General features: G+C 63.6%; 15 protein-coding genes and 1 pseudogene. 10 read left to right on the top strand and 6 right to left on the bottom strand.

The genetic code is table 11. From position 1 onward, the window contains the following. Positions 1 to 24: 24 nt before the first annotated feature. From AC0L2K_RS21580 to AC0L2K_RS21565, 4 genes are all read right to left on the bottom strand, one after another. On the bottom strand, positions 25 to 252 hold the full coding sequence (locus tag AC0L2K_RS21580; RefSeq protein WP_128244948.1) for a hypothetical protein: 228 nt from the start codon (positions 250 to 252) through the stop codon (positions 25 to 27). Positions 253 to 259: 7 nt separating this feature from the next. After that, the gene (locus AC0L2K_RS21575) at positions 260 to 505 is read right to left on the bottom strand and encodes a hypothetical protein (protein WP_473532267.1); all 246 of its coding nucleotides are present in this window, start codon (positions 503 to 505) and stop codon (positions 260 to 262) included. An 80-nt stretch (positions 506 to 585) separates the two neighbouring features. Further along, complete coding sequence (locus AC0L2K_RS21570) at positions 586 to 1,287, bottom strand: Crp/Fnr family transcriptional regulator (protein ID WP_473532266.1); 702 nt, start codon at positions 1,285 to 1,287, stop codon at positions 586 to 588. Between the two features lie 194 nt (positions 1,288 to 1,481). Further along, positions 1,482 to 1,604, bottom strand: a complete 123-nt coding sequence (locus tag AC0L2K_RS21565; protein WP_287239571.1) for a hypothetical protein — start codon at positions 1,602 to 1,604, stop codon at positions 1,482 to 1,484. A gap of 69 nt (positions 1,605 to 1,673) precedes the next feature. Between AC0L2K_RS21565 and AC0L2K_RS21560 the strand changes: the two genes are divergently transcribed. From AC0L2K_RS21560 to AC0L2K_RS21550, 3 genes are read left to right on the top strand one after another with little or no spacing between them, the layout of a single operon-like run. Next, entirely contained in the window at positions 1,674 to 2,330 is a 657-nt protein-coding gene (locus AC0L2K_RS21560; protein ID WP_287239568.1) for an ABC transporter ATP-binding protein, read from the top strand. After that, complete coding sequence (locus AC0L2K_RS21555; protein ID WP_473532265.1) at positions 2,327 to 4,726, top strand: FtsX-like permease family protein; 2,400 nt, start codon at positions 2,327 to 2,329, stop codon at positions 4,724 to 4,726. The genes AC0L2K_RS21560 and AC0L2K_RS21555 overlap by 4 nt, the downstream gene beginning before the upstream one ends. Beyond that, the gene (locus AC0L2K_RS21550) at positions 4,716 to 5,762 is read left to right on the top strand and encodes a lipocalin-like domain-containing protein (RefSeq protein WP_473532264.1); all 1,047 of its coding nucleotides are present in this window, start codon (positions 4,716 to 4,718) and stop codon (positions 5,760 to 5,762) included. The genes AC0L2K_RS21555 and AC0L2K_RS21550 overlap by 11 nt, the downstream gene beginning before the upstream one ends. A gap of 389 nt (positions 5,763 to 6,151) precedes the next feature. Here the strand turns inward: AC0L2K_RS21550 and AC0L2K_RS21545 are convergent. Then, a pseudogene (locus AC0L2K_RS21545) lies at positions 6,152 to 6,292 on the bottom strand (peptide-methionine (S)-S-oxide reductase); the annotation flags it as partial. A 230-nt stretch (positions 6,293 to 6,522) separates the two neighbouring features. Here AC0L2K_RS21545 and AC0L2K_RS21540 point away from each other — a divergent pair. Together AC0L2K_RS21540 and AC0L2K_RS21535 are read left to right on the top strand one after the other, a co-directional pair. Continuing rightward, entirely contained in the window at positions 6,523 to 8,142 is a 1,620-nt protein-coding gene (locus AC0L2K_RS21540; RefSeq protein WP_287239562.1) for a hypothetical protein, read from the top strand. Between the two features lie 381 nt (positions 8,143 to 8,523). Beyond that, on the top strand, positions 8,524 to 9,411 hold the full coding sequence (locus AC0L2K_RS21535; protein ID WP_473532263.1) for a hypothetical protein: 888 nt from the start codon (positions 8,524 to 8,526) through the stop codon (positions 9,409 to 9,411). 458 nt (positions 9,412 to 9,869) lie between these two features. On the opposite strand, the gene AC0L2K_RS21530 is transcribed toward AC0L2K_RS21535, so the two are convergent. After that, positions 9,870 to 10,730 (bottom strand): helix-turn-helix transcriptional regulator, encoded by an 861-nt coding sequence (locus AC0L2K_RS21530; protein WP_287064528.1) that lies wholly within the window; start codon positions 10,728 to 10,730, stop codon positions 9,870 to 9,872. 361 nt (positions 10,731 to 11,091) lie between these two features. On the opposite strand from AC0L2K_RS21530, the gene AC0L2K_RS21525 reads away from it, so the two are divergent. Genes AC0L2K_RS21525 through AC0L2K_RS21505 form a run of 5 tightly spaced genes read left to right on the top strand, consistent with a single transcriptional unit; the run spans position 11,092 to position 15,511 of the window. Continuing rightward, the gene (locus AC0L2K_RS21525) at positions 11,092 to 12,480 is read left to right on the top strand and encodes a sugar ABC transporter substrate-binding protein (RefSeq protein ID WP_287239559.1); all 1,389 of its coding nucleotides are present in this window, start codon (positions 11,092 to 11,094) and stop codon (positions 12,478 to 12,480) included. A 54-nt stretch (positions 12,481 to 12,534) separates the two neighbouring features. Further along, on the top strand, positions 12,535 to 13,464 hold the full coding sequence (locus tag AC0L2K_RS21520) for a carbohydrate ABC transporter permease (RefSeq protein ID WP_287239557.1): 930 nt from the start codon (positions 12,535 to 12,537) through the stop codon (positions 13,462 to 13,464). Further along, positions 13,461 to 14,279: a carbohydrate ABC transporter permease gene (locus AC0L2K_RS21515; protein ID WP_023798513.1), complete on the top strand. Its 819-nt coding sequence runs from the start codon at positions 13,461 to 13,463 to the stop codon at positions 14,277 to 14,279. The genes AC0L2K_RS21520 and AC0L2K_RS21515 overlap by 4 nt, the downstream gene beginning before the upstream one ends. Positions 14,280 to 14,297: 18 nt before the next feature. Next, a complete protein-coding gene (locus AC0L2K_RS21510) occupies positions 14,298 to 15,353 on the top strand; it encodes an ABC transporter ATP-binding protein (RefSeq protein ID WP_128168211.1) in 1,056 nt (351 codons plus the stop codon). Next, on the top strand, positions 15,350 to 15,511 hold the full coding sequence (locus AC0L2K_RS21505) for a hypothetical protein (protein WP_023798512.1): 162 nt from the start codon (positions 15,350 to 15,352) through the stop codon (positions 15,509 to 15,511). The genes AC0L2K_RS21510 and AC0L2K_RS21505 overlap by 4 nt, the downstream gene beginning before the upstream one ends. Positions 15,512 to 15,530 lie beyond the last annotated feature (19 nt).

Raw genomic sequence — 15,530 nt, 5'->3', positions numbered from 1 at the left:
AGCGTTACGACGATGCTATGCCGTCTAGGGGTCTGCCGCGTCGAACTCAATGGCAAATCCCGCGTCAATGGCGCTTCTCGCAATGAGATCGCCGATTTGCCAATCGGTCAGTTCGCAAAGTGGGAACATCTTCCTCACGGCGCTGATCACTTCGAATATCGAAACGCTGGGGTTTCGAACATGATCGATCAGGTACTGGACAATCGCTTTCCGAACATCCACTGAATTTGGCTTCTGCTCCAGCGCGGACATTTCCGGCCTACGCATTGAGCCGCATTTCTGAGCCGTCGACCGCTGTTCCGTCGAAAGCGACGGGAACATCGTGAACGATGCATGTCGCCGCCAGCATCGCCTCCAATTCGGCGTCGGTAGCCTTGCAAGCCGGCATGAGTGTTCGAATGGCGCGGATTGCCTGTGCGATGGAGAGGAACCGGGCCTTGCCTCTGGAGAGGACATAGGCCTCGGCCGCGCTTTCAACCGTGACGGTGTGAAAAGTGTTGGTCATCGACAGTGCCTCCCTGCTCAACTAGTACGACATTCGGGCTATATGCGGCGGCGTTCAAGCATATGTCCGATACCGGACAATTAGGCGGAGGCCAGGCCGAAGTGACGTTGCTCCTCGTCGCCATAGGCGCCATGTGTGAGCTTTATCATTCCGGCACGGTCGACGATCGTGATCTCGCCGCGCCTGGCGTGAACCAGCCCCCGATATTCCAGCATTTGCAGGGCGGTGGTAACCCCGGGGCGCCGAGAGCCGAGCATGGTCGCCAGAAATTCATGTGTCAGGTAGACCTTATTGCCTTCAGCGCGGTCATGGACCATCAGCAACCAGCGCGCCAGCCGTTCCTCGATTTTCGAATGACCGTTGACCAGTGCCGTCCGGGACGACTGGACAAGGAACGCGTGGGCGTAGCGGAGCAGTGACTCGCGAAGGGTGGAGCTTTCTGCAACCGCAGAGCGAAGATTTTCAGCCGGCAGGATCCAGCCATTGCCGGCGATCTGGATATAGGTTTCATTGGAAGACCTGTCCTGGCCGAGAATGACTGCAACCCCGGTCATGCCGTCGTAGCCGATGATGCCGACTTCGCTTTGCCGCCCTCCGGTCATGGTGGCGACCACCGAAGCGATACCCGCCTCTGGAAAATACACTTGCTCAATCGGCTGATATGCAATCTCCAACTGGGCTTTGATACCAAGTTCGACACGATGCATTGACGGCCGTAACAGCGCGAAATCTTCTGGGGAGAGGGCATTCAACACGCGGTTGCGCAGGAGGACTTGGGACATAGCTCTCTCCCAGACGGGCAAGAGCAGGTACCCTCTCACTGTCGGCTGCATCCGAAGCATTGACGGCCGATGTCAGATCATAGGCTCAATTACGCGAATGGCAAATCCGGCGCTCGCCGTTCGCAGAGCTATGATCGGTTCTAACCCGGGCAGGGCACGAACTTGGGGCATAGACTGACCCCGCCCGGGGAAGTTTAGATGCCCAAGTCCAGCTGCATCTTTGCAGCGGCCCGAGCATGGTTGATCAGCGTCAGCCAGTTGCCCTCGACGGCTGCTCGCCTGAAAGCTGGTAGCTCGGCCTCGTCGATCTGTTCCATCCAGCGCTTCCTCTGGGAATTATCAATTGCAGCGCTTTTCCTTTTCGCCACAGACTGTAGCTGTGGTGCATGCTGCTTTCGATCGAAGACCTGCTGAAATCCTATTCCGGCCCGGAAGGCCCGGTGCCGGTCCTGCGGGGCGTGACACTCTCGCTCGACGCCGGCGAGACGCTGGCGCTGACCGGCGAATCCGGTTCGGGCAAGAGCACGCTGCTCCACCTCGTGGCAGGACTGGACGCTGCCGACGGCGGGCGCGTCGGGCTTGATGGGCAGGAGGTCACCGCGCTCGACGACAGTGGTCGCGCCCGGCTCAGGCGAAGCACGGTGGGCATCATCTTCCAGCAGTTCAATCTCATCCCCTCCCTGGACGTCGCCGCCAACATCGCCTTTCAGGCACGTCTGATCGGCACGCCGGAACCGCAGGAGCTTTCACGACTGGCCCACGCACTGGGCCTGGAGCCGCAACTGCGGAAATACCCCGAGCAGTTGTCCGGCGGCCAGCAGCAGCGCGTGGCGATCGCCCGCGCGCTCGCGGCGCGGCCGAAGCTGATCCTCGCGGATGAGCCGACCGGCAACCTCGACGAGGCGACGGCGGACGGGGTGATGGAGCAATTCCTCGCGCTCGTGGCGGAGACCGGCGCAGCGCTCCTGATGGTCACCCACTCCCCGCGTCTTGCAGCACGTCTCGGGCGCCGGGCGCATCTCAGCCAGGGCCGCCTCGCATGACCGGCGCTGTCCTCGAGGCACTGGCTTCGCACTGGCGACGCAACCGGCTTCAATTGCTGACGCTGGTGCTCGGCCTCGCGCTGGCGACGGCCCTCTGGTCAGGCGTGCAGGCGATCAACGCCGAGGCACGCGCGAGCTATGATGCAGCTGCCGCTACGCTGGCCGAAGGCCGGGTCCACCAGCTGATGCCGCGCGAGGGGGATTCCATGCCCCAGGCGCTTTTCGTCGCGTTGCGCCGTGCCGGCTGGCTGGTCAGTCCGGTGGTGGAGGGAAGGCTGCGCGTCGGCGGCACCGCCGTGAGGCTGGTCGGCGTTGATCCGCTGACCGCGCCGCGGAGTTCCGCTGCAAGCGAAGCACTGGCCCGCACCGACCTCAACCGCTTCTTGCGCGCGGAAACGCTGGTCGCCGGCCCGGAAATGGCCGCGCTCCTTGAGGCGAACATGCCCAACCCGGTTCTGGTCGATCAGGCGGTCGCGCCGGGCAGCGTGCTCGCCGATATCGGCGTCGTCCAGAAGTTGCTTGGCCGCGCCGGGCGCATCAGCCGCCTGATCGTCCTGCCGGAGCAGCCCTTGCGGCAACAGCCGCTGGCGGATATCGCACCGGACCTCGTACTGCAGCGTGGGGACGGTGCGACCGATGTCGGCCGGCTCACCGACAGCTTCCATCTCAACCTCACGGCGTTTGGCTTCCTCAGCTTCGCGGTAGGCATCTTCATCGTCCACGGTGCGATCGGCCTTGCTTTCGAGCAGCGGCGTGGCGTGATCCGCACCCTGCGCGCCCTCGGCGTGCCGCTCCGCCGCCTGGTCGTCCTGATGATCGCGGAGCTTGTCGTGCTGGCGACGCTTGCCGGTGCGCTCGGCATCGCGCTCGGCTATCTCATCGCAGCGCTCCTGCTGCCGGACGTGGCCGCGACGATACGGGGTCTCTATGGCGCCGACGTTGCAGGCACGCTGCAGATCCGCCCGGCATGGTGGCTTTCGGGAATCGCCATGGCGCTCGGCGGCGCATTGCTCGCCGCCGCGAGCGCGTTGTGGCGGCTCGCGCGGATGCCAGTCGTTGCGAGCGCCGGCGGCCGCGCTTGGGCGCTGGGCTCGGGACGGACGCGAACGCTCCAGGCTGCAGCCGCGGTCGTGCTGCTCGCGGCGGCGGGCGTGCTGGCCGTCACTGGAGGCGGGCTGGCCGCCGGCTTCGCGCTGCTTGCCTGTCTACTGCTCGGCGCAGCACTTGCACTGCCGCCTTGCCTGGCGGCAATCCTTCGTCTTGGCGAAGCACAAGCCGTTCGCGCCATGGCGCAATGGTTCTGGGCCGATACGCGTCAGCAACTGCCCGGCCTCGGGCTTGCACTGATGGCCCTGCTGCTAGCCATGGCTGCGAATGTCGGCGTTTCCACCATGGTCTCGAGCTTCCGCCTGACCTTTGTCGGCTTCCTCGACCAGCGCCTGTCAGCCGAACTGTACGTCGATGCGGACGCGGTCCCGGACCGGGCGGCTCTGGAGCGTTTTCTCGAAGCGCACGCTGACGCCGTGCTGCCGATCATGTCGGTCGAAGCGACGCTCGCCGGCTTGCCGGCGGAGATTTTCGGGGTGCGTGTCGGCTACACCTACCGCGAAAACTGGCGCTTCCTCGACGCAATCCCCGCCGTCTGGGGCGAGATCGAAGCGGGCAGGGCGGTCGTAATCAACGAGCAGCTCTCGCGCCGCGCCGCGCTGCACGTCGGCCACACGCTGGCGCTCGGCCCTGGGCTGTCGCTGCCGGTCGCGGGCGTCGTCGGCGATTACGGAAATCCCATCGGCCAGGCCATCGTCGGCGAGGCGCTGTTTCGCCAGACGTTCCCAGCCATCGAGCCGAGCCGCTATGGCGTTCGCACCGGCAATCCTCAGGGCCTGCGCCGGGCGCTCACGGAGGCGTTCGACGTTCCACCCGCGCGCATCATCGACCAGGCGGCGATCAAGGCGTTCTCGCTGTCGGTGTTCGAGCGCACCTTCTCCGTGACTGATGCGCTGAACGTGCTGACGCTGGCGGTTGCCGCCTTCGCGATCCTGATGAGCCTGCTCACGCTGGCGGCGATGCGACTGCCGCAGATGGCGCCCGTCTGGGCGATGGGGACAACCCAGCGCCGACTTGCGGGGCTCGAGATCCTGCGCACCGTGCTGCTCGCGGCGATCACTGCGGCGCTAGCCTTGCCGCTGGGTCTGGCGCTCGCCTGGGTGCTCCTCGCCATCGTCAACGTCGAGGCGTTCGGCTGGCGCCTGCCGATGTACCTGTTTCCGGCCGAATACGCGCGCCTGATGCTCTTGGCGCTCGGCGCTGCGCTGCTCGCCGCGCTCTGGCCGGCATGGCGGCTGGCGAGCATGGAACCCGCCGCGCTGCTGAGGATATTCGCCAATGAACGGTAGGGCGCTCATTCTCCTGCTGCTGGGCGTCGGCAATGCCTTTGCCCAGGGTTTTGCCGGGCTCGGCACGGACGCCGAAGGCTTCGCCGTTCCGGAACCGGGCAAGCGGTTCGAGTTCCCGCAGGATCATGGAGCCCATCCGGACTACCGGATCGAGTGGTGGTACGTGACCGCGAACCTCACCGGGCCCGACGGAGCGGACTACGGCCTGCAATGGACACTGTTCCGCTCGGCGCTCGCGCCGGCCGAGGCCGAGGGATGGGAGAGCCCACAGATGTGGTTCGGCCATGCTGCCGTGACACACGCCTCGACGCACCTCGCCACCGAGCGTTTCGCGCGCGGCGGAACAGGCCAGGCGGGCGTGACGGTGGAGCCCTTTGCGGCCTGGATCGACGACTGGCAGATGGCGGGCGACAGCTTCGACAGCCTGCGTCTTACGGCAACCGGCAAGGACTTCGCCTACGACATCGCTATGCGCGCCGAAGGCCCGCTCGTTTTCCACGGCGACCGAGGCTACTCGGTCAAGTCGGCGAAGGGGCAGGCAAGCTACTACTATTCCCAGCCCTTCTTTGCTGTGGAGGGAACGCTCACGCTGCCGGAGGGCGAGGTCCCGGTGCGAGGCACCGCATGGCTGGACCGCGAATGGTCGTCGCAGCCGCTAGCGGAGGACCAGGCCGGATGGGACTGGTTCTCGCTCTCCTTCGACACGGGGCAGAAGCTGATGGGTTTCCGCCTGCGTGACGCCGCGGGCGGCGGCTTCACCTCTGCCACCTGGATCGGGGCGGACGGTGCCGCGACACCCTACGGCGACGACAAGTTTGAGGCGACACCGCTCGAGACCAGCCGGGTGGAGGGGCGCGACGTTCCCACGCGCTGGCACCTCACCTTATCCGACCGCGGCCTAGACATCACCGTCTCCGCGCTCAACACTCATGCGTGGATGGGGCTCAGCATTCCCTACTGGGAAGGTCCGGTGCGGGTGAACGGCACCCATCACGGCAAGGGCTATCTCGAGATGACGGGCTACCAGCGGCGATGACCGTGGACCCCGGCTGTGCCTGCGCGCGTCATGGACAACTCCCGGGATACCAAGTCGCGGCACCGATAGTTAGCGATGCGGTATATCGGATCACCCAGCATTGGCTATTGTTGTCGCTTGGCAGTTAATTGTAACAATGCGGCGATTTGGTTGAGCCTTGGCATTTAATTGTGGGATCCAGGTGATCTGATTCTCAAATTAACTGCATTTGAGACGAGACTCTCGACCTGCGGGCTTGGGCTGTCATGTTCTCGGCAGCGTCGGTCAATTATTCGCGACCGCTTTGGACGTGACGCTATGGTCTACGCCGCCACAGCACTGGACGGTCCGCGCTCGGTCCCCGACGGGTTCCGCGAACTGGCCGAGAAGGAGTTGTAAAGTGCGGCGGCCTACCCATTGGGATAGCGCTCGAGGTAGTCCTGATGCTCCGGCTCGGCCTCCCAGAAATCGCTGACCGGCACCACCTCGGTCACGACCTTACCGGGCCAGAGCCCGGATGCTTCGACATCGGCGATGGCGTCTTCCGCAACGTGCAGCCTAGCCCCAATCCAAGCCGGATGGAATTCGCCCAGGCTCGTATGCGCCTGCAAACGGGTATCGCGTGCCTCAGGACTCTGACGAACTGACACACTCCGCTGGCCTGCCTCGTCGCTCCTCGACGCGATACGGGGGAGGCATTCAGCATCGTGCTCTGCTGGCTACTCTCACCGTCGTTGTCAACAAACCCCAGCGGCGCTAAGCTCCACGCTAGGATCAGGCAATGGAAGTACCGATGTCGGAGCAGATGCACGCCAGGTTTTCCTATCAGCTTGTCGCTCTGTTCTTCATCCTTCTTCTCGCCGCGCATCCCGCCAGCGCCCAGAACCGCCCCGCTCCGACCCCGCTGTTCGACACTCCTGGCCTTGCCGCCGAGGCGTTGAACGCCATCGCCGAGCGCATCGGGCATGAGCTGCGGGTCGCGCTGGTCGACATCCGGGGCTCCGAGATGACCGTGCATGTGCAGGGCGCGCGCCCCCACCATCTCGACCAGTGGACCTGGATACGCGGTCGCGGCTTGATCATGGGCGTGACGACGCAGATCCGCGGCCCAGAGGTCGCCCAGCCCCTCGTCTCCACGCTCGACCCGACGTCCGTCTTCTTTCCACTCGACGGCCTGCCGCTCGACGACCTGCCCGCACTGATCGAGCGGATCTCGCCCCGCGCCATGCTCGAAGAACCAGCACTTCCGCAGTCCATTCGGATCGAGCGGCAACTCCTGCTCGTGGGCGGCACCCGCGTGGGTGACGCGCGGATCATGGTCCTCTGGAACACTGGGCGCGAAAGCTCCTACGTGTACCTGAACATGGACGGCAGCATCCACGCGGCCGATGTCTCGGGCACCTTTCGCGCCCGCGGCCTCGACATAGCGCGGGACGACTGGCATCTGCCGATGGCGGCGCAGGATCTCGCGTTCCTTGGCTCCCTCCGCAGCATCGTTCGAGTCGAGATCGAGCCACGAGACATCGACGTGAGCTACATGGACCCGCAGAGCCCCAGCCGGGCCACGGGCATGCGCTGGACGCTGAACGGCCTAAGCGTCAACGCGCCGCTTATGGAGATGCCCGCCACGATGCGGCCGCCGACCGAGGATGTGTTCGCCTTCACTGATATCGACTTCGCCATGCTGCCCGCGCTCAAGGCGGCGGTGCTGGAGAAGGTGAACGAGCCCGGCACGCAGGTGCTCAAGATCGTGGCAAACCGTCCGATCACCGGCATCGGCGCGCCGCGGCTTGTCTGGACGCTTACCGTCGGCGACCCGGCGAAGCAGGGAAACTGGATCACCCGGACCGAAGGCGAGGCATGGCAGGTCGTAGCAAGTCCTGCCGGCGAGATTCTGCGGGTAATCCTTCCCCCCGGCCGCCGCCCGGCAGTCGACTGGTGGACGCCCGCCAACCTGCGCAACGTGATCGACCGGCTCGTTTCCACCTTTCCGGTCCGCCATCCCTTCCGCGAGATCGTGCTCGATCCCCAAGGCGGTAGGGCCCATGCCGTCGACGGGGGCGACCTGACGCTGTCGCGGGAATTCAGCATCACCGCGCACGAAATCTCCGTGTCCTCCATTGGAGGCGGGCGCCATGGCGGGGTGGACGGGACTTGGTTCACCCTGGATGCGCTCGATGGCTACAGCACGGAAGTGATTTTCGACCTCGTCTCTCGCACGTTTGAGGCGGTGGGCCTGCCCGATGGCTATATATCCAGGTTGACGTTTTCGCGCGGGAACCCGTGGGTTCGGCCGCCGGAGGGGCAGGTGATGCTGGAGATACGGGTGGAGCACGGAATGCGCGGCGGCCGGCTCACCTGGCTCGCCGACGGGACGGAATTGGACCGTGTGATGCCATGAGCTGCGGTCGGTGATCTCTCATCAGGCGATGACAAAAGTCACGCCTACCAAGCCGCGCATAGAGCGTTGAATCTTCAGGCTGAATCGTGCGGGGTTCTGTCATGTCAAAGTTGGGCCGAGCTTCATCGCGGTCGGGCGGGAGTGGAAGGGTAAGAAGGGTGCGTTGTCGATTTGGACGCTACTCCCATTAAGTAGGGAAGGTCATTGTCGCTTCTGACAGTAGAGGCGCTGGCTGATGTCGTGCGATCGCAGTGCGAACGTCTGCCTGAGAAGTGACTCCTTCCAACAACGGGCAGTGCTAAGAAATCGCATGAATCCGGAGTGTCCAACATGATACATAATTGGTTGCCGGGGACATGGCGTCGCCCCGTTGGAGAGCCGATGTACCCCGTTAGTATCCGTGCCGCTATCCTGGCGGTGGCCCTGTCGCTTGGCGCGATGCCAGCCGTCGGCGAGCAGCGCATTGCCGTACGTGAGGTGTTGCCCGCCAACCCGGCCTCCGAACTGGTTGCCAAACAGATTCAGCATCTGGTCGGCTCCGAACTCGTTATGCTGGTCGAGAAAGCGCAGGCCGAAGGAAGCTGCGAGGCCGTCATCGTCGATATCGGCAGCACGATAACCGAGGCTCGCGCCACCGAAAAGAAGCTCATGGATGAAGGTTATGCCCCAAAGAACCTCGTGATCGAGGAGCTGCGCGTCGGTACGTTCATCGACGGGGTGGTCGGCATCGGTGACGGCGACGTGACCTGGATCATGCAGGTCACCGATGGCGACGGGAAATTGATTGCCGACGACAAGGGATTTCTCGGCGAGGACAAGGTGGCGGAGGCGGCCGAGGCAATCGCCAGGAGTCTGTTCGACAAGCTCTGCAAGAAGAAGGCCTATCGAGCGAAGGGCGGATACAATGATCTGACCATCGATCACACAGTGTGCGACCTGACCAAACCATTCGAATTGCCAGGCACCGGGGCATCGGCGGGGATCCTCTTTTCGCTAGCTCCCCAAGGCGACGGCGGCAGTTTCACGGTTGGCGGCATGGCCGCCGGCGTGCCCTGGTCGGGTGCCGGCAACTACACGGTCTCGCTCGATAGTGGCGGAGGCGCGATGGCGCTCACCGGGGCGTGGAAGATCACCACGCCGGTTGGCGCGTTCGGCGATAGCGGCACGATCAAGCTGACGCTGACGAAGGCCGAGGGTTGCGGCACTGAAGAGAAGAAGGCAGCGCCGGCTGCCAAGACACCGCCAGAACAAAAGAAAAGGAAGGGGTGAAGTACCCCCCGGCCAGTGGACGACCTCGCGACCTTCCCACCAGGGCCGCAATATGAAACGGCCGCAGCCACGAGGTCACCGGGCCCCTCTTGGCTAAGCTCCACTGCGAGGCGCTCGCACGGGCAGGCGTCGACCCCAAGGAGTTGGACGAGGTGATCATGGCCAGGTGCTGACGGCGGGGAAGGGGCAGCGTCGATGGGCCAGATCCGCTTAGGGCCCATATGTCGTCGTCGGGCGACTCTAATGCGTGAACGGCAACTATGCTCCACCTCATTCCCGAAAGCCGCCCGCCAGCTGACGGCCCCGTCCGTCTGCTAGCAGCCGCAAGGCCGTCCTCGGAAAGGCGCCCCATTCCGCCAGCAGAGGCCAACATTCCCTTCATCCAAGAGCGGATGTTGGAGCATCCATCTTCCTGGCTCGTCGATCGGCCGCGAAATAGCGGCACCAGCCGCACCAGCCTACCCAGACGTGACCGGCCACGAGGTGGTCGCCGGCGCCTTGACGAAGATTGCAAATAGTTCGCGCTGAGAGGATATGCGCATCTTGGCATAGATATTCTTGCGGTGGATGCGGACCGTCCCGGCTGAGATGCCCAGCAGGTTGGCGATCGACTCGGAGGAGTGACCTTCAAGAACGAGGCCGACGACCTGCAGTTCTCGTGGGGTCAGCGGCGGCATGCCGCGTGCCTCCAATGCATCCTGCACGGTGCGCCGCATCACTGCCTTGTCGTCTTCGACCGGCGTCGCGGTCTTGAGCCTTTCGTCGGTGCGCCAGTGCATCTCAACGATGCGCCGGACCAAGGGCTCGACGATACGCAGCGTGCGCAGGTCGTGCGCGGTGAAATTCTGGCGGCTGGGCGCGCGCATCAGCGACGTCGCTACGATCCACCCGTCCTTGCCGGGGGAGAAAAAGGCGATCTCGTCGACCGGTCCGGTCTGCACATAATAGGACTTGTAGTATTCGCTCTTGTAGAACTGGTCGGGCGCAAGGTCGGACAGCCGGTAAACTCCCGACCGCGTGCCGTTCGCCGTCGCCTTATAGAACGGATCGAGTAGGTAAGGCCCGATCTCGTATTCCCGAACGTGTATGTCGAACTGCTTCGGGGCGAAGGTGTGGTGCACGCACAGCGGCTTGCCCGGGCCGCTATAGGCGAAACTCACCGTGTAGTCGAATGGTGCGAGACGATGGATGGTTTTGGCGAATGCATCGGGGAACTGGTGCGATCCCACCTGCGCGAGAAGTTCGCCAAGGGCGTCAAACCATTCGGGATGCGACAGCAGGCGCCTGCCTGACGCTGCTGCAGAGGCTTCGTCCCTCACCGTCGCTCCTATCCCCAAATGCATATGCGTTTTGGATTACACTGTAAGGGAAATATCCCATGATCGGCATGCTCTTATAGGCTTTGTCTAGTTTGTGGAATATGCCTTCTTCGTACCAAGAGCTACGCAGGCAGGCGTCGATAGCATATACTGACACCGTGAGGCCTTGCGGACCTGAGGCCTCGCGGACAAGTCGGGCGATTCCGCGCGCAGTGGTGGAGGACTTGAATGGCGGATCGCCGCCAACACGCCATAGATCTCACGGGCGGCCCGGGCACGGCCCGATCCCCCGGCGGACCAGCATTCAAGCCCAGCCAAGTTGGACAGCACCGCAACGACAATTAACCAAAGGGGAATCTCGATGTTTGGAGACAGTTCACGCCTACGCATGCTGATAACGGCACCGGCGCTCGCGGCATTCGCGACGCTCGGCATTGCCGGACAGGCCGGTGCCTGGACGCTGGAGGAAGCGGCGGCGCCGTACAAGGGAACCACGATCCGCACTATTGGCGAGGCGCTGCCGCCGCTCGAGGCGATGAAGAAGCTGGCGCCCGAGTTCGAGAAGCGCACCGGCATCACGGTCGAGATCGAGATGTATGAGGCGTCCGAGACCGCCAGCAAGGTGATGCTCGACCTCAACTCAAAGCGCGGCCGCTACGACTTCATCCTCCAGCAGCACCGCAATGTCGGCAAGTTTGTCACCAACGGCCATGTCGAGCCGATCGAGCAGTTTATGACCTCGGCGACCCTGCGCGACCCCGAGTTCAAGCCGGAGGAACAGCTGTACCAGGGTCTCTGGAAGGAAATCTCTTGGTACGGGGGCAAGGCCTATGGCTTCCCGTTCACCGCGCTCACAATGTACGCTTGGTATCGGTCCGATCTCCTGACCGACACCAAGGAGATGGACGGCTTTAAGGCCAAGTACGGCTACGACCTCGGCCCGGCGCAGGACTGGAAGCAGTATCGCGACATCGCCGAATGGTTCAACCGCCCTGACCAGGGTCTCTACGGCACCGCACTGCAGGGCAAGCGCCACGAAGCGCTGTGGTACGAGTGGCTGAACTTCCTCTACTCCTTCGGCGGGGACATGCTGGAGGTGAAGTCGGGCTCCGAATGCGGCCCGGTCATCGTCAACAGCCCCCAGGCCATTGCCGCGACCGAATACTACAAGAGCCTGATGGCCTTCTCGCCACCGGACACGCTCAACTACTTCTGGGACGACGTCATGGCGTTGATGCAGCAGGGCAAGGTCGCCGAGCTCATCATGTGGAACGACGCGACCTACGCCGTCGCCGTCGATGAGAATGTGTCGACGGTCGTCGGCAAGATGGGTTTCGACATCGTGCCGCAGGGTGAAGGCGGCAAGGTCGCTCAGGTGGAGGGCTGGTCATACCTCATTCCAACGGCGTCCAAGAACAAGGAGGCCGCATACCTGTTCATCCAGTGGATGCTGGAGTACGAACAACAGCTCAACCAGCATCTGAATGGCGGCGCTTCCGCAAGGCCAGATGTTTATGCATCCGCCGAGGTGCAGAAGCTGCCGTATGCCAAGGCATCGATGGCGTCCAATGAGGTGGCCAAGCCGAAGCCTACGATCCCGCAGGCGAGCGAGATCACCGACATCCTAGTGCGCGAATTGTCCTCCTATCTCGCCGGCGAGAAGGAAGCAAAGGCGGCGCTCGATGAGTCGGCCAAGGAGATCTCGGCGCTGCTCGGGGCCTGCGCACCGATGAAATATCCGGTGCAGTGAGGGCTGCTATCCTAATCCCGTGGGGACAACCCCCGGGAGAACGCCGGGCATATCATGACCAAAGGCACTCGACCTTCGCGCGGACAGTTCCTGCTCGACCGCGGCGCATCTATGCCCCTGATCCTGCCGGCGGCGCTGCTCGTCCTCGTCTTCCTCGTGGGGCCTTTTTATTACATGGTCTACACGGCGATGACCGACTTGAGTTTCGCCAATCCGGACCAGAAGGGCGTATTCATCGGCTTCGACAATTTTCGCAGGCTGGTGCGTGAGGATGCAATCTTCTGGGGCTCCTTCTGGCGTACTATCCGCTTCGTCCTGGTCGCGGTGTCGATCGAGTTCCTGCTCGGCTTCGCGCTGGCATGGCTGATCTGGCGCTACATCGAGCGGCAGCGCCTGCTGACGACGCTGCTGCTGGTGCCGATGATGCTAGCTCCTGTCGCTGTAGGGCTGATCTGGCGCCTGCTGCTGCAGGGCGACTTCGGCATGGCGACGCACTATCTGCGGGCCGTTGGCCTGCTGTCGCAATCCAGCGCCGTCTTCTCGTCACCCAGCCTCGTCATGCCCACCATCATCGCCATCGACGTCTGGCAGTGGACGCCTTTCGTGACGCTGATCATCCTGGCCGGGCTGATGAGCTTGCCGCGCTCGCCCTTCGAGGCAGCGACAATGGACGGTGCCGGGCCGTGGCGGCAGTTCACCGACATCCTGTTGCCGCTGATGCGCCCGATCATCGCGCTGGTGCTTCTGCTGCGCGGCATCGACGCCTTCAAAGAGTTCGACAAGGTCTTCATCATGACCGGCGGCGGCCCCGGTACCGTCTCGGAACTGCTCTCGATCTACGCCTACCGCGTCAACTTCAAGACCTGGAATCTCGGCTACGGCGCCGCGGTCTCGTTCATGGTCTACCTCGTCGTGCTGATCATGTGCTCGGTCTTTTACAAGGCCGTGTACTGGAAGTCGGCGGACCAAGGGGCTAAGCCATGAGCAAATCCTGGAAGATCCTCGCGATCGGAATCCTCGCCTGCGTCCTGGTGCTTGCGCTCACGCCGTACGTCTGGATCTTGCTGACGTCCTTCAAGGGCCGCCTCGATATCCTCTCGACGCAGCCGACCTGGTTCTTCATGCCGACCTTCGCCAATTATCCGGCGGTTTTCATCGATAAGGAATATCTCCCCCTCGTCTTCAATTCGCTGGTCATCTCGCTGGGATCGACTGCGCTGTCGATCCTGATCGGCGCGCCTGCCGCCTATGTGTTCGCGCGCACGGATTTCGCCGGCAAGGAAGACCTGTTTTTCTTCTTCCTGACGACGCGCATGGCGCCGCCGATCGCGATCGCGGTGCCGCTCTTCCTGTTCTTCACGACAATCGGCCTGACCGACACGATCTACGCCGTGGTGATTGCCCATACGAGCTTCAATCTGTCGCTGGTCGTCTGGATGATGCGCGGCTTCTTCGCCGAGATACCGAAGGAGATCGACGAGGCGGCGATGATGGACGGGCGCTCGAAGCTCGGAGCATTCGTGCGCGTCATCGTGCCGCTGGCCGCGCCCGGACTCGCGGCAACGGCGGTGCTCTGCTTCATCATGTCGTGGAACGAGTTCCTCTACGCCTTCATCCTCGTGGCGTTCGAGGGGCGGCCGCTGACGGTCGGCATTCCCGGCCTGATCACGCCACACGGCACCCTGTGGGGGCAAGTCGCCGCGGTGGCAGTGGTCGCCACCCTGCCGATCATCGTCTTCACATTTCTCGTCCAGAGGCACCTCGTGCGCGGCCTGACCTTCGGCGCGGTGAAGGGCTAAGGACCAGCGGAGCATCCAATGGCAGTCTCGTTCAAGGAAGTGACGAAGCGGTTTGCGGACGGCACCGTCGCGCTCGATCGGCTCGATCTCGACTTCGATCTCGGCGCATTCATCGTGCTGCTTGGGCCCTCGGGCTCTGGCAAAACAACTGCGTGCCGCCTGCTCGCCGGGCTGGAGCAGCCGTCGAGCGGCCGCATCGAGATCGAAGGTAGGGACGTGACCAACGTGCCGCCGCGCTTCCGCGGCATCGGCATGGTGTTCCAGAACTACGCACTCTACAGCCACAAGACCGTCTTCGAGAACATCGCCTATCCCCTGCGTATCCGCAAAGTGGCCGCCGCGGAAATCGAGCGTTCGGTGAAGGACATGGCCGAGCTTCTGCGCATCGCCCACTATCTGCAGCGCAAGCCGGCGCAGCTCTCCGGCGGCCAGGCGCAACGTGTCGCCGTAGCGCGCGCGCTGGTCTGGCAACCGGCGATCTGCCTCATGGACGAACCGCTTTCCAACTTGGACGCGCTGCTGCGCCTGCATATGCGCACCGAGCTCAACCGCCTGCATCGCAAGCTCGACAAAACCTTCGTCTTCGTCACGCACGACCAGGAGGAGGCGATGACACTGGCGACGCGCATCGCCGTGCTGAAGGAGGGCCGGCTGGTGCAGTTCGACGAGCCGAAGACGATCTACCGCCGGCCCGCCAACCGCTTCGTCGCCGAGTTCATGGGCCGCCCGGCGATGAACACGATCGACGGAGTGGTCAAAGGCGGCATATTCAAGGCTGGCGCGGTGGCTTGCTCGGTCGATCGCCCCGACGGGCCGGTCACGCTCGGCATCCGGCCGGAGCAGATCGAATTCATGGCGTCGAATGCACCGGCAGCCATGACGCTCACCGTGGACGTGAAAGAAGCGATCGAACCCGACACGCTGCTGATCTTCCAAAACGCGGGCGGGCAGGCAATCACGCTGCGGACGCAGACGAATTGCGATGCGATCGAGCCGGGACAGCCGGTGAGCGTCTCCTTCCCGAAGCAGGCGCTGCACTATTTCGACGCTGCCACGGGAAAGAGGGTCGAGTGACCGCCGCCAGCTTTGTCCCGCTCATCCTGGCAGCGATCGTCTGGCTCGGCTTCTGGCGCGTCAACCGCATGAAGCGCTGGTTCACGATCGGCGAGGTGATCTTTTGGGACGTGATCGTGCTAATCCTCATCCAGCTTGTGTGGCTGCGATGGTTCTGAGCGCTCGACATATGGGAGG

The sequence above is a fragment of the Mesorhizobium sp. WSM4817 genome, assembly GCF_055811135.1.
Note: the sequence above shows the minus strand (reverse complement) of the source record. Positions and strands in the feature narration are given on the sequence as shown.